The following is a 16,952-nucleotide window of genomic DNA, read 5'->3' on the forward strand; positions in this document are numbered from 1 at the left end:
TCAGAGCACCTGGGCGAGGAACCGGCGCAGCCGGGGGTGCTCGGCCCGTTCGAAGATCGCCGCGGGCGGCCCGGCCTCCAGCACGACACCCCGGTCCATGAAGGCGACGGTGTCGGCGACCTGCCGGGCGAAGCCCATCTCGTGGGTGACCACCACCATGGTCATGCCCGCGGCGGACAGGTCGGCCATCACCCCGAGCACGCCTTTGACCAACTCCGGGTCGAGTGCCGAGGTGGCCTCGTCGAAGAGCATCACCTCGGGCCGCAGCGCCAGCGCCCGGGCGATCGCCACGCGCTGCTGCTGACCGCCGGAGAGTTGCGCCGGCCGTGCGTCGGCCTTGGCTGCCAACCCCACCAGCTCCAGTTGAGCCCGGGCGACCGCCTCCGCCTCGTCCTCGCCGAGCTTGCGGAGCCGGCGCAGCGCGAGGGTGACGTTGCGCAGCACACTCATGTGCGGGAAGAGATTGAACTGTTGGAAGACCATGCCCACCCGCTGCCGCAGCGCGTCCGGGTCGTCGCCCAGCACGCTGCGCCCGTCCAGCAGGACGTCGCCGCGGTCCGGCTCGATGAGGCGATTGATGGTGCGCAGCAGTGTGGACTTGCCCGACCCGGACGGACCGATCACACAGGCCGTCGCCCCGCGCGGCACGGTGAGGTCGACACCGCGCAGCACCCGGTTCGGCCCGAAGGCGAGGTGCACGTCGCGTACGTCGAGGCTGACCGAGGTGGTCGTCGCGGTGGTCATCGCCGGTCTCCTTCCGTCGCGGCGGGCAGCGCCGGCGCGGTCTCGTCCTGGTCCTCGTCCTCGTCCTCGTCTGGCGCGGTGGTGGCCGGTCGGCCGTTGCGCAGCCGCCGGTCGATCCAGTTGACGACGTGCGTCAGCGGGACGGTCAGCACCAGGTAGCAGAGCCCGGCCAGCAGCAGCGCGGACTCGTTGCCGGTGGTGGCCGCGTAGTCCTGCCCGATCCGGAACAGCTCCCGCTGGCTGGCCACCAGGCCGAGGAAGTAGACCAGGCTGGAGTCCTTGATCAGGGCGATGAGCTGGTTCACCCACGCCGGCAGCACTCGCCGGATGCCCTGCGGAATGATCACCAGCCGCATCGCGTCGGCCCAGGAGAAGCCGAGAGCACGGGCGCCCTCCAACTGGGCGGCCTCCACCGACTGGATGCCGGAGCGGAAGATCTCCCCGATGTACGCGGCCGCGATGAGCGACAACGCCAGGATTCCCAACGGGTACGGGTCCGGCCCCCAGACCTGCATGCCCAGCGGGGCCAGCCCGACGCCGATCAGCAGGATCGTCGCCGCGGCCGGAAGCCCTCGGAACACGTCGGTGTAGACCCGCGCCGGCCAGCGCAGCCAGCGGCTGCGGGAGATGCCGGCGACGGCCAGCAACAGGCCCAGCACCGAGCCGAGCAGGGCGGCGGAGACCGCCAGGATCAGCGTGTTGGGCAACCCGACGGTCAGCATCTCGGGCAGCGCCTCGCGCATGGCGTCGATGTCGAAGAAGGTCTCCCACAGAGTGCTCAACGGATCCATCGGTCGCCTCTCCTACCGCCCTGCTCGCTCGTCACCGGGTACTCAGGAAGCGGTCGACGCGGACGCCGACGGCGTGGCTGCCGCGGACGGGGCCGTCACCGTGCCGCTGCCCGGCGTGAAGTCCGCCGGGATCGGCCGGCCGGGGTAGTACTGCGCCTGCAACCGGCTCCAGGTGCCGTCCGCGATGACCTCGTCGAGGCCCTTGTTCAGTGCCTCGCGCAGCTTGTCGCCGCCCTTGGCGACGGCGTACGCGGTCGGTGCCGGGCTGAGCTGCTTGGCCGCAACGCTGATCTTGCCGTTGCTCTCGGCGGCCGACTTCTCGCCGATCTCGGCCGGGGCGATCCACGCGTCGGCGGTGCCGGCCTTGAGCTGGTTGATCGCGCCGTTGTAGTCCGGCACCCGCACCGGGTCGAGCTGCTCGCCGGTGGCGTAGTCGTCCTGGACGGTGCCCTGCACCACCACGACCCGCTTGCCGGCGAGCTGGTCGAAGCCGGTGATCGGGGAGCCGGCCGGGACGTCCAGGCCGAAGTAGCCGAAGTCGTAGCCGTTGCCGAAGTCGACGGTCTTCTTACGTGCCTCGGTGATGGTGATCGAGGAGCTGCCAACGTCGAACTTGTGGTTGTTGACCTGGGAGAGAAGGGCGGAGAAGTCGGTGCCGACGAACTCGACCTTGAGGCCGAGCCTGCTGGCCACGGCGGTCAGCAGGTCGTTGTCGAAACCGGTGAACTTACCGTCCTTGAGGTAGACGTTCGGCGGGGCGTCGGTCAGCGTGCCGGCCCGCAGCACGCCCGGCTGCGCCAGGCCGTACGGGTTGGCGGTGGCGTCGGACGAGCTGTCGTTGCCGCAGGCGGTGAGCGTGGTCGCGGCCAGGATCGTGGCCGCGCCCAGGGCGGCGGCGCGGGTCAGGGTAGGAAGAAATCGCACGGGTGTCTCCGAAAAGGTCGCGTCTCGGCGTGCACAGGCGTGCGCCGCCGACGGTGCGCCCGATGGGCGTACCGCTGGGAAGGGCTCGGGAAGGTGAGTGCGCTAGTGCGTGATGCCGCGACGACAGGCGGCGCCGCACATTCGCATCATGTCCACGTGCCGTCGCCGGGTCAGTGCCGGCGAGGGCCAACCGGCGCGGACATCCGCGACGTCGGTCGATGGGGCGCTGCTGAGGATGATGCTCATGGTTCTCCCGGGTCTGTGCTGACCTGGGTGCCAGGCCACGCTTGCACCGGCGTCGTGCCGGTGCCTGGTCTTCACCCGGGGCACCCCACCGCGGAGGAGGGTTGCCGGCCAGCGAGCCGGGGCTTCGCGCTGGCACTCATGACCTGCGGCGAGGCTAGCAGCACGCCCGGGTGGATCGTCCAGTCGTTATGACCACGCTCACGGTGTGCGACGGGATGCCCCGCCCACAGGTCAGCCGGCGTGCACGTGCGGGCGGCGGCGTCGGTCGGGGTCCTGGCGGCGCAGGATCTCGCGGGTGACCGAGGCGGTCGCACCCTGCCCGAACGCCAGGTAGCGCAGGATGTTGCGACCCGGGCCGCCCTCGCTCCACTCGAAGTAGATGTGTGGGCGTCGCCGGCTCCGGTCGCGGATCTCCAGCAGCAGCGCGGCGAGCGCGTTGGGCACCGAGGAACTGGTCAGGCTGAGCACCGGGAAGGCGTCGTCCGCCACGCTGCCACGGACCAGCAGTTCGGTCTCGAAGTCCGACGGGTCGCTGACGTGGACCTCGACGAAGATGACGTCGCTGTCGTCGGGAAAGTCGTTGTCCGCCATGGTCTGTTCCAGCTTGGCGCGGTACTCGGCCACGTCCCGGCGGTCGGGATCATGGGCGATGAGCCGGATTCGCCGTCCGGCACGCTCGTCGATCATCCGGGTCGCGACGGGGTCCAGTTCGACGTGGTCGACCCGCAGCTCGAAGGCCCGGGACAGCCGGGAGAGCAGCGAGACCACGATGATCCCGCCGATGAAACAGGCCGCGATCTTGACACCGTCGGGGCGTTCCACCACGTTCGCCAGGGTGGTGTAGACGAAGATCACCGCGATGGCTCCGAACGAGAAGGTGCGGCCGCGCTGACGCCGTCGCACCGCCGCGAGCGTCACCGCGGTCGCCGCCGAAGTGATCAATACCAGGACACCCGTGGCGTACGCGCCGCCCTGCGCGTCCACGCTGGCCTCGAAGACGACCGTGATCAGAAACGCCACCGCGGTGAAGACCAGCACCAGCGGCCGGACGGCCCGCGCCCAGGTCGGTGCCATGCCGTAGCGGGGCAGGTAGCGAGGTACGAGGTTGAGCAGACCGGCCATCGCCGACGCCCCCGCGAACCACAGGATCCCGATGGTGGACAGGTCGTAGACGGTGCCGAACACCTCCCCGAGGTGCTCGTGCGCCAGGTAGGCCAGCGCCCGGCCGTTCGCCGGTCCGCCCGGCTGGAAATCCTCCGCAGGGATCAGCACGGTGGTCGTCACGCTGCTGGTGATCAGGAAGGCGCTCATGATCACCGCGGCGGTGGTGAGTAGCCGGCGCGCGCCGCGAATCCGGCCCAGCGGTCGAGCCTCGGAGTCCTGTGGGTCACCTCGGACGTTCGGCATGACCGCCACCCCGGTCTCGAAGCCGGACAGACCCAACGCCAGTTTCGGGAAGACCAGCAGCGACAACCCGACCACCATCCAGGGATCGCCGTGGCCGGTGGTCAGCGTGGTGGTCCAGTCCGCGACCGCACTCGGGTGCGTCACCACCCGCCACAGCGCATCGGCCATCACCACCGCGTTCAGCGCCAGGTACACCGCGACCAGGACGACGGCGATCCCGATGGCCTCGCCGAATCCCTTGAGGAACACCGCGCCCAGCAGTGTCAGCAGCAGCAGCGTGAGCAGCACCTCGTGCCCCTTGAGCCCGCTCGGCCAGAACGGGTTCTCGTCGAGGTGCGCGGTCGCGTCGGCGGCCGACAGGGTGATGGTGATGATGAAGTCGGTGGCCGCGAAACCGAGCAGCACCAGTACCAGCAGCTTGCCCGGCCAGTAGCTCAACAGGCGTACCAGCATCGCGATCGAGCCCTCACCGTGTGGGCTCTCCACCGCCACCCGTCGGTAGACCGGCAGTGCACCCAGCAGTGTCACCAGCACCAGCACCAGGGTCGCCACCGGCGACAGCGCCCCGGCGGCCAGCGCCGCGATGCCCGGCTGGTAGCCCAGCGTGGAGAAGTAGTCGACGCCGGTCAGGCACATCACCTTCCACCACGGGTGGTGCCGGCGCTCCGGCGGACGCCCGTGTGGCCCAGGGTGCTGCACGACCTGGTCCGAGCCGGCGTCGAGCAACCACCGCCGCAGCCGGCCGGCGCGCCTGTTGACCTCCATCGGCGCGTCCCCCGTCGTCCCGCCCACGGTCACCGTGAGTATCCGCCCGTCCGGCCGCGCCCGTCCGCCGGTGCTCGGAACTCGCCCGGCGCCTGGTCGGGTTTCGGGCCGAAGACACGGGGGAAACAGCGCCCCCGGTTGGCGGGATCGCGCCCGACCGGACGTCACCGGGGGAGGGGACAGGGCATGGTCGGTGGCCGTCGCTCCCGCCCGGGTGGTGGTTTCGGTCGTCAACTGGACGAGTACGAGACGAGGGTCGGCGAGCCGCCACCCGTGGAGTCGCTCGAAACACCCGGTGGTCTGGTGGACAGCGCCGTCTACGTCCAAGGGCACCGGTTCGCCTCGCCGTCCGGCCTCGCGGAGACGTACCGCTGCCTGCAGGAGCAGGACAGCGCAATGGCCTGGATCGGGTTGTACCGGCCGGACATCGGCCAGATCACCTCGCTGGCCCGGGAGTTTCGGCTACACGACCTGGCGGTCGAGGACGCGATCAACGCCCACCAGCGACCCAAGCTGGAACGGTACGGCCACACCCTGTTCGTGGTGCTGCGTGCCGCCAGCTACGACGACCTGCGGGAGGAGGTCGAGTTCTCCGAACTGCACCTCTTCATCGGGCCGGGTTTCGTGGTCACCGTTCGACACGGTGAGGCACCGGACCTGGCTGCGGTGCGGCGGCGGATGGAGACCGAGGCGCAGATGCTCGCCCGGGGTCCGCAGGCGGTCCTGTACGCGATCCTCGACCAGGTCGTCGACGGGTACGCGCCGGTGGTGGCCGGGCTGGAGAACGACATCGACGAGATCGAGACGCAGGTGTTCGGCGGCGACCCGAACGCCAGTCGGCGCATCTACGGCCTCAGCCGGGAGGTCATCCAGTTCCAACGGGCCGCCCGCCCACTGCTCAGCGTGCTCGACGCGCTGGCCGATGGCGCCGGCAGCGCCAGCAGCGACGAGGAACTGCGCCGCTACCTGCGCGACGTGACCGACCACCTGACCCAGGTGGTGGAGCGGGTGGACGGTTTCCGGCACCTGCTGCAGAACATCCTCACCGTCAACGCCACCCTCGTCTCGCAGCAGCAGAACGAGGAGATGCGCAGCCTCACCGCGGCAAGTTACGCGCAGAACGAGGAGTTGAAGAAGGTCTCGTCCTGGGCGGCGATCCTGTTCGCTCCCACGCTCATCGGCACGGTGTACGGGATGAACTTCATTCACATGCCGGAGTTGAACTGGCGCTTCGGCTACCTGTTCGCGCTGCTGCTGATGTTGCTGGTCTGCGGAACCCTCTACCTGATCTTCAAGCGGCGCGGCTGGTTGTGAACCGGGCCTGCGGCGATCTCATTCGATGCCACGCAGGATGTGCCGTTCGTCCTCGACGTCGTCGTCACCGGCACTGATCCGGCCGAGCAGTACGGCGGCGGCCCAGATCGTCAGCGGCGTGGCCGCCCCGGTCATCCCTCCGCCGGTCCGGTCGTCCCGGGTCTGGCTCCGCTCCGCGCGCGGTGGCCTGCGCTGAGCCTGCATAGGCAATGCCCCTTCTCGTCGAAGCCGCCTCAGCGGCACGGGGTGCGCCCGCGCCGCCGGCCGGGCCACCCGCGCTCGGGCAGGTCACCACCGGTACGGCATCCATGTCGAACCATCCCACGCCGGGCCGCATCAGCACCGCTTGTTTTCGGTTTCCCGACTGTCGCCTGCCAATCCGGACATTTTGCCAGGACTGCGAGCTGGCCCCGGCGATGCTCTTCCTCAGGGCAACGGGTGGGCGATGTCGCGGGCGTGGTCGGTGAGTGCCGCGCCGACCACGGTCGCGGTCAGCGGCAACACCTCGAGACACCGCCGCACCGCGGCGGCCATCAGCGCGTTCGGCACCCGCATGGAGAGCGTGCAGTGCGGCACCCAGCGACCGGGCTGGTAGTGCTCGGCCAATCCGATGCCGGCGGCGGTGAGCCGTTCGTACACCATGCGTTGGTGGGTCAGCAGCTCCGGTGTGGGCGCCGGGCCGAGCCAGAGCACCCGACCGACGAACTGACCGGCGTGCTGGAAGTCGAGTCCCAGTGGGGCGGCCACGACCATCCCGCGTAGCGCCTCAGCGACCTGCTCCGGGTTGAACCGGGGTGCCACCGCGAGCGAGACGTGCGGCCGGTGGCGCTGCTCCCACAGCGACCGCATGCTCTGCACACCCTCGGCCTCCAGCGCTTCCCAGAGCACCCGGATCCGTCGGGTGGCGTCCGGGTCCAGATACAGCTCCAACGCCGCGACCACGCGATTACCGTATCGGTCGAGGTTTGGTCGGTCCCTGCCGGCGGTACTGGGTCAAAGGCCGACCAGGAAGGTGTGTCCGTGGACGTTGGTGACCTGCTGACCGAGACCTACGACCGACTGCCCGACCTCGTTCGCGCGGCGGTGGACGGGCTGACTCCCGAGCAGTTGCGCCAGGCCCCCGGCCCGGGCGCCAACTCGATCGGCTGGCTCGTCTGGCACCTGACCAGAGTCCAGGACGATCACGTCGCCGACCTGCTCGACACCGAACAGCTCTGGGTGAGCGGCGACTGGGCGGGCCGGTTCGGGCTCACCGCCGACCCGGACGACACCGGCTTCGGTCACTCGGCCGCCCAGGTCAGAGCCGTCCAACCGGAGAGCGCGCAGGCTCTGATCGACTACTACGAGGCGGTCGCCTCGCGTACCGGATCGTTCCTGGCCCGGCTGCGCCCGGCGGACCTGGACCGGGTGGTCGACGAGGCGTGGGATCCGCCGGTCACCCTCGGCGTCCGGCTGGTCAGCGTCGCCGAGGACGACCTGCAGCACGTCGGTCAGGCAGCCTACGTGCGCGGCCTGATCGAGGCCGCCTGAGCTCCCGCCGAGCAGACGGCCCACGTCGAACGCCCTGCTGATTTCGGTCCTCACCCGTTTCGGGTGAACCGGCCTCACCCCGGTGTGGGTGATCCTTCCGAAGAAGCGTGGGGAGGGGACACCTGATGGGCACGACGGCGGCGCAGTACCTGCAACAGTTGGACGCCGGCCGGCGATCCGATCTGCCGGAAACCACCGCCGGGACGCTGCGGCTGGACTTGCGCGGCGACGGCTGCACCGACCACTGGTACCTGACCATCGCCGACCAGCAGGTCCGGGCCACCCGTAGCGCGGACGACGCCGACCTGGTGGTCGGCGCGGACCGGACGACCTTCGACCGGATGGCCAGCGGCGAGCTGCACCTGGCTCAGGCGCTGCTGAGCAACGTGCTGGTCGTACGGGGCGACCTGCGCCTGCTGACGCTGCTGCGGCGGATCTTTCCCGGGCCGAGCGGCGCCCGTCATCCGCGCGAGCTGGGACGGGCCGCGGTGGCCGGTCGGGCCGGTTCAGCCGGTCCGGCCGGGTCGACCGGTCGGGATGAGCGGCCATGAGGCAGGAACTGGTGCACGTCATCGCCGGCAACGTCTTCGCGATCAGCGACGCCGAGGGCGACATCGAGCTCGATCCGCAGGCGCCGGTCGGCCTCTTCGCGTTCGACACCCGTTTCCTGTCCCACTGGGTGCTCAAGATCGACGGCGAACGGATCAACGCGCTCTCCCGCGACGACATGACGTACTTCGAGACCCGGTTCTTCCTGGTCCCGGGTGCGGCGAGCCACTACGTCGACGCCGATGTGTCGATCATCCGGCACCGCTCGGTCCATGACTGTTTCCACGAGAAGATCACCGTGCTCAACCACGCGTCGCAGCCCGCCGAGTTCACCGTACGGATGGAGATGGCGAGCGACTTCGCCGACATCGTCGAGGTCGGGCAGCTCAGAGAGCGAGAGGTCCAGGTCGCCGTCGACCCCTCGAGCAACCGCCTCGTACTGCGCTACGAGCGGGAGCGGTTCGCGCGCGAAACCACTGTGCAGAGCACCGCTCCGGTCGAGGTGGACGAGGGCGGGATGACGTTCCGGATCCACCTCGACCCCGGAGGATCGTGGACGACCGACCTGCACGTCTCCATGACCATCCAGGGTGAGGCCGGCCAGGACCTGCGCGCCGGCCTGCAGTCGCACCAGCGGGCCGTCCGCGGGACCATGAACGAGGACCTCGCGGACTGGCTGGACCGGGCACCGCATCTGGTGGCCGAGCGGGGCGGGCTGGAGGAGACGTACCGGGGCAGCCTTGCCGACCTGGCGGCGCTGCGGTACGAGCCGCTGGCGTACAGCGAGCGGGTACCGGTCGGTGGCCTGCCGTGGGCGATGGCGTTGTGCGGACGGGACAGCATCATCACCTGCCTGCAGACGATGGCCTTCACGCCCGAGTTGGCCCCCGCGACGCTGCGGACGCTGGCGCTGTTGCAGGGCGGTCAGCTCGACGACGAGCACGACGAGGAGCCAGGCAAGATCCTGGCCCAACTCCGCTACGGCGAGTCGGCCGCGTTCGGCGAACGGCCGACCGCGCTGTACTACGGCGCGGCCGACACCACCCCCCTCTTCGTCGTCCTGCTCGACGAGTACGAGCGTTGGTCCGGTGACGCCGACCTGGTCCGGGAGCTGCGCCACCCGGCCCGGATGGCCCTGGACTGGATCGACGAGTACGGCGACCTGACCGGTGACGGTTACGTGCGCTACCAGCGCCGGAACGAGCGTGGCGGCGCGATCAACCAGTGCTGGAAGGACTCCGCGGACGCGATCGTCGACGCACACGGCCGGCAGCCCGCCTTTCCCCGCGCCACCTGCGAGTTGCAGGGCTACGCGTACGACGCGAAACGGCGTGGCGCTCGGCTGGCCCGGGAGTTCTGGGGCGACCCCGCGTACGCCGACCGGTTGGAGCGGGAAGCGGCAGCGTTGAAGGACCGCTTCAACCGGGACTTCTGGCTGCCCCAGCGGGATTACTACGCGCTGGCGCTCGACCCGTACGGCGAGCCGGTCGACGCTTTGTCATCCAACATCGGGCATCTGCTGTGGAGCGGCATCGTCGCGGACGACCGTGCGGAAGCGGTGGCCGAGCACCTGGTCGGGTCGCGGTTGTTCAGTGGCTGGGGAGTGCGTACCTTCGCCACCGGGCAGCGCGTGTACAACCCGGTGGGCTCCCATCTGGGTGGGGTGTGGCCGTCGGACAACGCTCTGATCGCCGCCGGGTTGCGCCACTACCGTTTCGACGTGCAGGCGGCAAGGATCGCGGCCGGCATCTTCGACCTGGCGCAGACGCTTCGTGGGGCAGTGCCGGAGGTGATCGCCGGCTACGACCGCAGCGTGACGAAGTATCCCGTCCAGTTGCCGTCGGCGGGTCGCCCTCAGTCGTGGTCGTCGGGGGCGCTGCTGATGCTGCTGGGCACCACGCTGGGGCTGCGGCCTACCGGCGACAACCTGTTGGTGAATCCGGCCGTGCCCGGGGGCTTCGGCCGGCTGGAGCTGTTGGACATCCCTGGTCGCTGGGGTCACGCCGACGCCTACGCGAGGGACCGCACCGCCAGCCCCCACCGGCCCAGGGTCAAGTGAGCGCACCCGGTGCCGCCGGTCGATCACCCGCGCTCCGGCGGCCCGGGTTGGCACCTGCGCTGGCCGGTGGAGGTCTGCCGGCCGGGTTCAGCCCATCGTCCTCGCGCCGTCGATCGACTCCCGCAGGATGTCGGCGTGCCCGGCGTGCTGGGACGTCTCGGCGATCAGGTGCAGCAGCACCCGGCGGACCGTCCAACTCGCACCCGGCTCGAACCAGGGCGCCTGCGGCAGCGGGTGTGCCGCGTCCAGGTCGAGAGTCGCGACCAGCTCGTCTGTCTGGTCGGCCACCTCGTGGAACCGCTCGATGAGACCGCTGAGGGTCTCACCCGGCGCCATCCGGAACTGACCGACCCAGTCGATGGGCTCGCGCTGCATCGCCTCCGCACCGCCCTGGGCGAAGAGCATCCACCGGTGCTCGGTGCCGGCCACGTGCTTGATGAGGCCGCCGAGGCAGAGCTCACTGACGGTGCTGCAGGCGGCCGCCTGCTCGTCGGTGAGACCGTCGACGGTCTGCAGGAGGAAACCCCGGTGCCGGCGGAGCGTCTGCAGCAGGTCAGCCCGCTCGCCGGTGAGCTGCTCAGTGCTGGGCATGGTGTCACCCTTCTCGTTGTCGACCGAACCCTCGATGTCCATCGCGCGCCACCGTAGGACGAGGCACCGACACTTTCGGGCGCGACACGAGGGCGGCGTGGGGCCCCAGCGGTTGCCGATCCACGCCCGTGGCGGTCCACTGAATGACATGGGTGTAATCAAGGTGGGCACGTCGTCCTGGGCGGACCAGTCGCTGCTGCGCTCCGGGTGGTACCCGCGCTCGGCCAACACGCCGGCCCGTCGGCTGGGTTTCTACGCCTGCCAGTTCCCGCTGGTCGAGGTGGACACGTCCTACTACGCAGTCCCCGTTCCGGAGACCACGCAGGGCTGGGTCGACGCCACCCCGGACGACTTCACCTTCGACGTCAAGGCGTTCAGTCTCTTCACCGGCCATCCGACGCCGGTCGCCGCGCTACCCCGTGACCTGCGCCCGGCCACCGGCCCAAACCGGATCCGCCGCCGTGACCTCCCGGAGCGGGCGTACGACGAGCTGTGGGACCGGTTCCGCGCGGCCCTCGACCCGATCGCGGCGGCGGGCAAGCTGGGTGCGGTGCTGCTGCAGTTCCCACCGTGGCTGGCACGCGGTGCTGCCGCCGAACGTCGGATCACCGAACTGGCACAGCGGTGCCGGCCGTGGCGGGTTGGCGTGGAGCTGCGGCACGGCTCGTGGTTCGAGGGTTCGGCCGCGGTGGACACTCTGGATCTGTTGCGCGCGCACGACCTGTCACTGGTCTGCGTCGACATGCCCCAGGGGCACCCGTCGTCGGTGCCACCGATCCTGACCATGACGGCGGAGCCGGCGATCGTCCGGTTCCACGGCCACAGCGACGCCTGGGGCGACGGCGACAAGCAGGAGAAGTTCCGGTACGCGTATGCCGAGGGCGAGCTTCGGCACTGGGCCGGGGTGCTGGCTGAGCTGGCCGGGTCGGCCGACGACCTGCACGTGCTGTTCAACAACTGCTGTGCCGGTCAGGCCCAACGCGACGCCACCCGTCTGGCGCAACTGCTCACCGAGACGATGATCGCCGATCGGGCCGTTCCGGCCCAGGCCACGTCGACCGGCTGACGGTCGCGCCCGCTCAGGAGCGCCGGCCCCGGCTACGCAACGCGTCCTGCGTCGAATCGCCGATGTCGGCGTCGTCCGGGAAGGTCCGGCCGCTGGGCGCCGGATCCGGCGGGGCGCCCGGTCCCGCCATCGTCGTACGGGTCGGCTCCACCGAGCCGAAGCCATGCCGTCCGGCCGGGTCTGACCGGCCGGCCGGGGCGCCCGCGCGTCGCTCCCCGCGGCGTCCCTCGGGTACCGCGGTCGGCTCGCTGCCCTCGTCCATCGGCGAGTCCTCGTCGGTGCCCCAGGGGGCGTCGGCGTCGACGCCGTCGCTGGTGCCCCACGGTTTGGTTGCTTCCGGCTCCAGCGGGTCGTTGTCCCCGCCGCGTCCTTTGTGCGCCGTCATGGCCACCCCGCTCGTCGGTCCGCCGCTACCGGCGGACGCCGTGCCGTCCTCGGGCCGTGCCTGCCCAACCGGATCTCAACGCACGACACGCGTCGTCCGTCATTCCGTTGAGCGCGCGTAGGGCCGGCCAGCGCCCCGCCGTCGAGGTGGCGGCGGGACGCCGGCCGGCCCGACGCCTCAACGCCCGGCCATCGCCATCGGCCGCTTGCCATTGCTCATACCGGGCATCTTGATCATGCTCTTCGTGGCGCCCTTCATCCCGCCGCCTCGGCCGAGGATGCCCTTGAACACCTGCCCGGGCTTCTGCTGCTCACCCATGTACGCGGTGACCACGACCAGGGTCCCGGTGAGCGCCGGGATGGCCCACTGGAGCAGCTTCATCTGCCGCTGCGAGGAGGCCACGCTGGCCGGCGTCTGGTGGTTCGGCTCGGTGGTGCCGCTGACCGGTGAGGCACCGGCCTTCTCCAGGCGCATGCCGATCAACCGGCTGTAGCCGGTCACGGCGAGCGCGCCGATCGTCAACGCCGTCTTGATGGCGCTGGTACGGCCGACCCCGGACTGGGCGGCCACGCGCGGGCTCTCCGTCACCAGCTCGCCGACCGCCCCGGCCAGGTGCGCGCCGATCGCGGCGGCGTTGACCGGGGTCCACCTGGACCACCCGGCCGACGCGACCGAGAGCCGCTGGGTCGAATCGCTGACTTTTCCCGCTGCGCCGTTGACGCCGAAGGCACCCATGAGGGAGCCCCCGAACCAGGCCGCGAGGCCCAGGTCGTGCATCGAGCGCAGTGCGGTATGCCGTTCGGACATGTGATCCCCTTCCGCCGTGTTGGGCGCTGCGGCTTACCCGCCGCCCGGGCGGCTAACCCCGTCGCCCTCCAGCCGATCAGCCCCGCACCGGCACGAGGGGGACACTCGGTTCTCGTGGGGCCGCAGCACCGCCGACAGGAGTCGTCCGCGCGGTGGCGGGTAGATCCCGAGCGACGCTGACGGAGAGGGGAACGGGATGTCGCAGCCGGACGAGAGTCGGGAAAAGACCCCCAAGACGGACGCGGTGCTCATGCACCCGGACAACGACCCACACAAGAGCACCGGGGGGGCCGCGCCGCGCAAGGATCACGCGGAGATCCAGGTGGAGCGCGACGGCGAACTGGTGCCGCTGGACCAGGACGAGTGAGCGGTACGGCTCAGCGGGGCGGCAGGTCGTCCGCGAAACGGGCGATCCGCCGCGCCAGCGGGGTGCTCGCGCGGACCCACGTGAAGTGGTCCAGCGCGGCTCCGGCCTGGGCAACTGTGTAGCGCTCCCGGGTGAGCGGGGCCGAGGTGAGCTTCGCGCAGAGGGCGTCCATCGTCTCGTGCGGGGTGTACTGGTCGTCGTCCACACTGACCGCCAACGCCGGTGTCCGCACCGCGCGGACCGCCGCCTCGGTGTCCGTGCCGTTGAGGCGGGGGAAGCGGCCGGTCCGCGCGGTGTACGCCCAGTCGCGGATGACGCCGCGCGCCTGCCGGCCGCCGAAGCCCCAGCCCGGCCAGACCCCGAGCAGCGCCGCGGTGGCGGCGATGCCCTGGGTGTACGGCAGCACGCTGAGGCCACTACGGCCCGGATAGTTTCGCCAGTAGGGGATGCCGACCGCGACCAGCGCCAGCCCGTCCACCTCGCCGCCGTGCAGGGCGAGGTGCAGCAGCGCGGCCTGACCGCCGAGCGAGTGCCCGAGCAGCACTCGGGTGCGTCCGTCCAGTCGGGGCTTGAGCGCGGCCAGGACGGCGCCGACGTCCTCGGCCAGTTCGGCGTAGCCGTAACGGTCGGCCCGGCTCGGTGGCGGAGTGCTCGCCCCGTTGCCGCGTAGGTCGGCGACGACCACGGCCAGCCCGGCGGCGCGTAGCGCGGCGGCGAAGGGGCGGTAGTAGCGGGCCCGCACACCCATCGCGGGCCAGATCACGACCACGGGCGCACACATGGTTCCGGTCGGCTCCGGATAGACCTGCACACCCAGCCGACCACCGTCGACGTCGACGAACTCCTGCGCGTACTCCGGATCCCCGCTCACCGGCCCAGCCTAGGGCCCGGACGTTACCGTCGGGTAGCCGCAGCCCGGTCGGATGCGCCGGAGGCCCCGCCGGTTGGCGGGGCCTCCGGGTGGTGACGCGGTCAGGAGACGGAGACCGTCCCGTTGCCGGCGCGGACGCAGGAAACCGCGCGGGCTGCGGTGACGGCGGCGCCGGCGAGGCACTGGCCGAGCACCTGGTGCCCGGTGGCGTTCGGGTGCCACGACTCCTGACAGGTCTGGAAGTAGCTGACGCAGGTGTTGGCGATCCGCTGGATGGCGATCTTGTCCTTGCCGGCGAGGCTGATGACGAAGGTGCCGGTCGCGCCGTCCTGGAGCCGGATCGGCGTGGCCAGCGCACCCGTCGGGCTGCTCGTCTGCTCACAGAGCCGGGCGCCGTTGAAGGCCTGCTGCACGTTCAGGTACACCAGCTCGTCGGCGGGGAACTCGGCGGCCAGGGTGTCCCGGGTGGACTTCACGATGGTGCCCAGACCCTGCGAGAAGCGGTGCCCGGGCGCCAGGCTGGCCCGGTGGATCGGGCATCCGGCCGCGTACCGCTCGGCACCCAGGTCGCGGAACTTGTCCCGGGTGTCGTCCCGGCTGTCCTCCTCGTGGAACTGCGGGTTCAGGTCCAGCGGCAGCGGGTTCGTGTAGTCCTGGAACACCACCCGGTGCTGCCCGTCCGCGTCCACCTGGTCGAGGGTGGTCAGCACCTGGCGTACGGCGGCGGTCGTCTCCGCGGTCGCGGCGCTGAGCTGTGCGGCGGTGGCCAGGTCGGCGTCGGTGCACGGCTTCTGCTCGACCGGGCCGTTCAGGTACGCCCAGAACTCCCACCAGCCGGTCCAGGCGTCGGCGATGAACCGGTTGGCGCACTTCTCCGCGACGCTGCCAAAGGTGAACGAGCTGTTGTTGGAACCCAGGCCGATCAACACCAGGTCGATGTCCTGGGTCTGCGCGACGGCGCGGAGCTGGTCCAGCTGCGCGGCCACGGTGCGGCCGTTGGTGCGCGCCTGCGAGGCGTTGGCGATGTCGTGTGGTTGGCCGCCGGAGCAGGCCAGGTTGAACCGGTTCTGGATGCCCGGCAGGTTGGCCTGGTTGAGCGAGGCGTTCGCCGAACGGTGGCAGAAGAAGGCGTTGTTGTTCGGCGCGGTCCAGCCGGGGAAGCCCTGGGCGACGCCGTTGACGTCGACCACCGGGGTGTACGACCCGGCGCCCTCGCCACTGATGAAGCTGTCCCCGAGTGCCACCGCCGCGGTGGGTAGCGCGGCCGACGCGGGTGCGGGCAGCGCGATGGCAGTCGACAGCGCGGCCATGGCGATCGTTAGTCCCGCGGCGAGCGCGGTACGCCGGAACCTGGGCATGAGGGCTCCCATTCATCGAAAGATGAAAGATTCTCTGAGAGCGCGATCACATCACCCTTGTACGACGGACGTCAATGGCCCGTAACAGATTCGTTCGATGAAGGACATGCACGCGTCGGCGTGCGGTTCACCCCGCCGAAGTGGACCCGATCGCCTGGTCACGGCGGCTCAGCACGGCCGCGCCGACGGCGTTCAGCCCGACACCCCAGATCAGCAGGACGCACACCCACTGCACCCAGCGCAGCACGCTCATGTCCCCCGAGAGCAGGTTGCGCACGCTGCCGAACGGAGTGAGCCACGCCTGGGCGGGACGGAGGGCGTCCACGCCGCCCAGCAACGCGAAGAGGCTCAACGGCAGGACGATCGTGGCGAGGAACGCGACCACCGTCGAGCGCAGCAGCAGGCCCAGCCCGGTGCCGACCAGACCGGCGACGATCTGCACCAGCACACTGCCCACCGCGATCGTCCCGGCGTGGCGCCACGGGTCGTCGGCGACGTCAGCAGGGGTGAGGGCGAGCGTCGCGGCGCAGATCAGCACCCCGACAACGCCGATGACGACGGCCGGCAGCCCCACCGCGAGCACGCTGGGCAGCACCGGGCCGGGGCCGCCCGCCCGCCGCAGGTCGCGCACCAGCAGGATGCCGAAGAGCGGCGTCACGACCGACATCAGGCTCTGCACGGTGTCCGAGAGTGCGGCGAACGTCCGGTCGGCGGGAGCCGCCGCCGCGACCAGCACCACCGCGACGAGCAACCCGGCCAGCAGGGTGCCCGCGAGCAGCCACCGCCGGGCACGCGTCCCGATGGCACGCTGGAGGGGGGTTCGCATCGTCTCGTCCACCACGATCGCCTCCGCAAGGTCGGTCGTACCCGGATCCCGCGGGTCGCTCCGCCCGATCACCGGATCGGCCCGCGACGGAACACGGCGCGCCAGCGGCACACGGCCGGTGCGCCGACCCGTCGTGATCATGGGCCAGCGTAGCTGTGGAAGTATCTTTGCGTGGTCCCGTGATAACCGGTGGGCTGTTTGTTGGCTCACGTCCGCAGGCCCGTGCGCGGCGGGTCGGCGCGGGGGCGAAGTGAGTTGTCCTAGCCTCGGGCTAGGCTCGCTGCGGCGCGCCACGCCGGCATGATGTCGCCGGTGACCGGCTGCACACCGCCGAGACCGGGGAGTACGACCA

General features: G+C 70.8%; 18 protein-coding genes and 1 riboswitch. Of the genes, 6 read left to right on the top strand and 12 right to left on the bottom strand.

What is annotated here, in order from left to right; all coding sequences use genetic code 11:
• The 4 genes from JOD64_RS23855 to JOD64_RS23870 all read right to left on the bottom strand — a co-directional run bounded on the left by JOD64_RS23855 (nucleotide 1) and on the right by JOD64_RS23870 (nucleotide 4,877).
• Nucleotides 1–744 (bottom strand): amino acid ABC transporter ATP-binding protein, encoded by a 744-nt coding sequence (locus JOD64_RS23855; protein WP_204944254.1) that lies wholly within the window; start codon nucleotides 742–744, stop codon nucleotides 1–3.
• The gene (locus JOD64_RS23860; RefSeq protein WP_204944255.1) at nucleotides 741–1,535 is read right to left on the bottom strand and encodes an amino acid ABC transporter permease; all 795 of its coding nucleotides are present in this window, start codon (nucleotides 1,533–1,535) and stop codon (nucleotides 741–743) included. Before JOD64_RS23860 ends, JOD64_RS23855 begins: the two co-directional genes overlap by 4 nt.
• A gap of 42 nt (nucleotides 1,536–1,577) precedes the next feature.
• Complete coding sequence (locus JOD64_RS23865; RefSeq protein ID WP_204944256.1) at nucleotides 1,578–2,459, bottom strand: ABC transporter substrate-binding protein; 882 nt, start codon at nucleotides 2,457–2,459, stop codon at nucleotides 1,578–1,580.
• A gap of 278 nt (nucleotides 2,460–2,737) precedes the next feature.
• A riboswitch (SAM riboswitch) is annotated at nucleotides 2,738–2,849 on the bottom strand.
• A gap of 87 nt (nucleotides 2,850–2,936) precedes the next feature.
• On the bottom strand, nucleotides 2,937–4,877 hold the full coding sequence (locus JOD64_RS23870; protein WP_204944258.1) for an APC family permease: 1,941 nt from the start codon (nucleotides 4,875–4,877) through the stop codon (nucleotides 2,937–2,939).
• Nucleotides 4,878–5,063: 186 nt separating this feature from the next.
• On the opposite strand from JOD64_RS23870, the gene corA reads away from it, so the two are divergent.
• Nucleotides 5,064–6,191 (top strand): magnesium/cobalt transporter CorA, encoded by a 1,128-nt coding sequence (corA, locus tag JOD64_RS23875; RefSeq protein ID WP_204944260.1) that lies wholly within the window; start codon nucleotides 5,064–5,066, stop codon nucleotides 6,189–6,191.
• Nucleotides 6,192–6,209: 18 nt separating this feature from the next.
• Here corA and JOD64_RS23880 read toward each other — a convergent pair whose 3' ends face one another.
• Nucleotides 6,210–6,395, bottom strand: coding sequence for a hypothetical protein (locus JOD64_RS23880; RefSeq protein WP_204944262.1), 186 nt, complete (start codon nucleotides 6,393–6,395; stop codon nucleotides 6,210–6,212).
• Between the two features lie 222 nt (nucleotides 6,396–6,617).
• Nucleotides 6,618–7,133, bottom strand: coding sequence for a 2'-5' RNA ligase family protein (locus tag JOD64_RS23885; protein WP_204944263.1), 516 nt, complete (start codon nucleotides 7,131–7,133; stop codon nucleotides 6,618–6,620).
• A gap of 78 nt (nucleotides 7,134–7,211) precedes the next feature.
• Here JOD64_RS23885 and JOD64_RS23890 point away from each other — a divergent pair, with 78 nt between their 5' ends.
• The 3 genes from JOD64_RS23890 (at nucleotide 7,212) to JOD64_RS23900 (ending at nucleotide 10,329) form a co-directional block, all read left to right on the top strand.
• Complete coding sequence (locus JOD64_RS23890) at nucleotides 7,212–7,721, top strand: mycothiol transferase (RefSeq protein WP_204944264.1); 510 nt, start codon at nucleotides 7,212–7,214, stop codon at nucleotides 7,719–7,721.
• Between the two features lie 125 nt (nucleotides 7,722–7,846).
• Nucleotides 7,847–8,272, top strand: coding sequence for an SCP2 sterol-binding domain-containing protein (locus tag JOD64_RS23895; RefSeq protein WP_204944265.1), 426 nt, complete (start codon nucleotides 7,847–7,849; stop codon nucleotides 8,270–8,272).
• Entirely contained in the window at nucleotides 8,269–10,329 is a 2,061-nt protein-coding gene (locus JOD64_RS23900) for an amylo-alpha-1,6-glucosidase (RefSeq protein ID WP_204944267.1), read from the top strand. The genes JOD64_RS23895 and JOD64_RS23900 overlap by 4 nt, the downstream gene beginning before the upstream one ends.
• Nucleotides 10,330–10,416: 87 nt before the next feature.
• Here the strand turns inward: JOD64_RS23900 and JOD64_RS23905 are convergent, their stop codons facing one another.
• Nucleotides 10,417–10,962 carry a DinB family protein gene (locus JOD64_RS23905; protein ID WP_239559628.1) on the bottom strand — a complete coding sequence of 182 codons (546 nt, stop codon included), beginning with the start codon at nucleotides 10,960–10,962 and terminating at the stop codon, nucleotides 10,417–10,419.
• Nucleotides 10,963–11,068: 106 nt separating this feature from the next.
• Between JOD64_RS23905 and JOD64_RS23910 the strand changes: the two genes are divergently transcribed.
• Nucleotides 11,069–11,986 (top strand): DUF72 domain-containing protein, encoded by a 918-nt coding sequence (locus JOD64_RS23910; protein WP_204944268.1) that lies wholly within the window; start codon nucleotides 11,069–11,071, stop codon nucleotides 11,984–11,986.
• Between the two features lie 13 nt (nucleotides 11,987–11,999).
• Here JOD64_RS23910 and JOD64_RS23915 read toward each other — a convergent pair whose 3' ends face one another.
• Together JOD64_RS23915 and JOD64_RS23920 are read right to left on the bottom strand one after the other, a co-directional pair.
• Nucleotides 12,000–12,371, bottom strand: a complete 372-nt coding sequence (locus JOD64_RS23915) for a hypothetical protein (RefSeq protein WP_204944269.1) — start codon at nucleotides 12,369–12,371, stop codon at nucleotides 12,000–12,002.
• Between the two features lie 177 nt (nucleotides 12,372–12,548).
• Nucleotides 12,549–13,178, bottom strand: coding sequence for a hypothetical protein (locus JOD64_RS23920; protein ID WP_204944271.1), 630 nt, complete (start codon nucleotides 13,176–13,178; stop codon nucleotides 12,549–12,551).
• 196 nt (nucleotides 13,179–13,374) lie between these two features.
• Here JOD64_RS23920 and JOD64_RS23925 point away from each other — a divergent pair, with 196 nt between their 5' ends.
• Entirely contained in the window at nucleotides 13,375–13,545 is a 171-nt protein-coding gene (locus tag JOD64_RS23925; RefSeq protein WP_204944272.1) for a hypothetical protein, read from the top strand.
• A gap of 10 nt (nucleotides 13,546–13,555) precedes the next feature.
• Here JOD64_RS23925 and JOD64_RS23930 read toward each other — a convergent pair whose 3' ends face one another.
• The 3 genes from JOD64_RS23930 to JOD64_RS23940 form a co-directional block, all read right to left on the bottom strand.
• On the bottom strand, nucleotides 13,556–14,416 hold the full coding sequence (locus JOD64_RS23930; protein WP_204944273.1) for an alpha/beta hydrolase family protein: 861 nt from the start codon (nucleotides 14,414–14,416) through the stop codon (nucleotides 13,556–13,558).
• Between the two features lie 101 nt (nucleotides 14,417–14,517).
• On the bottom strand, nucleotides 14,518–15,774 hold the full coding sequence (locus JOD64_RS23935; RefSeq protein WP_204944275.1) for an SGNH/GDSL hydrolase family protein: 1,257 nt from the start codon (nucleotides 15,772–15,774) through the stop codon (nucleotides 14,518–14,520).
• Between the two features lie 127 nt (nucleotides 15,775–15,901).
• Complete coding sequence (locus JOD64_RS23940) at nucleotides 15,902–16,741, bottom strand: hypothetical protein (protein ID WP_204944276.1); 840 nt, start codon at nucleotides 16,739–16,741, stop codon at nucleotides 15,902–15,904.
• Nucleotides 16,742–16,952: the final 211 nt, after the last annotated feature.

Origin of the sequence: Micromonospora luteifusca, from assembly GCF_016907275.1 — a bacterium.
In the GTDB taxonomy this organism is placed as follows: Bacteria; Actinomycetota; Actinomycetes; order Mycobacteriales; family Micromonosporaceae; genus Micromonospora; species Micromonospora luteifusca.

Excerpts from the sequence above, each read along its gene's own strand:
- JOD64_RS23855 (WP_204944254.1), bottom strand. The coding sequence starts at position 744 with ATGACCACCGCGACGACCACCTCGGTCAGCCTCGACGTACGCGACGTG.
- JOD64_RS23860 (WP_204944255.1), bottom strand. The coding sequence starts at position 1,535 with ATGGATCCGTTGAGCACTCTGTGGGAGACCTTCTTCGACATCGACGCC.
- JOD64_RS23870 (WP_204944258.1), bottom strand. The coding sequence starts at position 4,877 with ATGGAGGTCAACAGGCGCGCCGGCCGGCTGCGGCGGTGGTTGCTCGAC.
- corA (WP_204944260.1), top strand. The coding sequence starts at position 5,064 with ATGGTCGGTGGCCGTCGCTCCCGCCCGGGTGGTGGTTTCGGTCGTCAA.
- JOD64_RS23880 (WP_204944262.1), bottom strand. The coding sequence starts at position 6,395 with ATGCAGGCTCAGCGCAGGCCACCGCGCGCGGAGCGGAGCCAGACCCGG.
- JOD64_RS23895 (WP_204944265.1), top strand. The coding sequence starts at position 7,847 with ATGGGCACGACGGCGGCGCAGTACCTGCAACAGTTGGACGCCGGCCGG.
- JOD64_RS23900 (WP_204944267.1), top strand. The coding sequence starts at position 8,269 with ATGAGGCAGGAACTGGTGCACGTCATCGCCGGCAACGTCTTCGCGATC.
- JOD64_RS23905 (WP_239559628.1), bottom strand. The coding sequence starts at position 10,962 with ATGGACATCGAGGGTTCGGTCGACAACGAGAAGGGTGACACCATGCCC.
- JOD64_RS23910 (WP_204944268.1), top strand. The coding sequence starts at position 11,069 with ATGGGTGTAATCAAGGTGGGCACGTCGTCCTGGGCGGACCAGTCGCTG.
- JOD64_RS23915 (WP_204944269.1), bottom strand. The coding sequence starts at position 12,371 with ATGACGGCGCACAAAGGACGCGGCGGGGACAACGACCCGCTGGAGCCG.
- JOD64_RS23920 (WP_204944271.1), bottom strand. The coding sequence starts at position 13,178 with ATGTCCGAACGGCATACCGCACTGCGCTCGATGCACGACCTGGGCCTC.
- JOD64_RS23925 (WP_204944272.1), top strand. The coding sequence starts at position 13,375 with ATGTCGCAGCCGGACGAGAGTCGGGAAAAGACCCCCAAGACGGACGCG.
- JOD64_RS23935 (WP_204944275.1), bottom strand. The coding sequence starts at position 15,774 with ATGCCCAGGTTCCGGCGTACCGCGCTCGCCGCGGGACTAACGATCGCC.
- JOD64_RS23940 (WP_204944276.1), bottom strand. The coding sequence starts at position 16,741 with ATGATCACGACGGGTCGGCGCACCGGCCGTGTGCCGCTGGCGCGCCGT.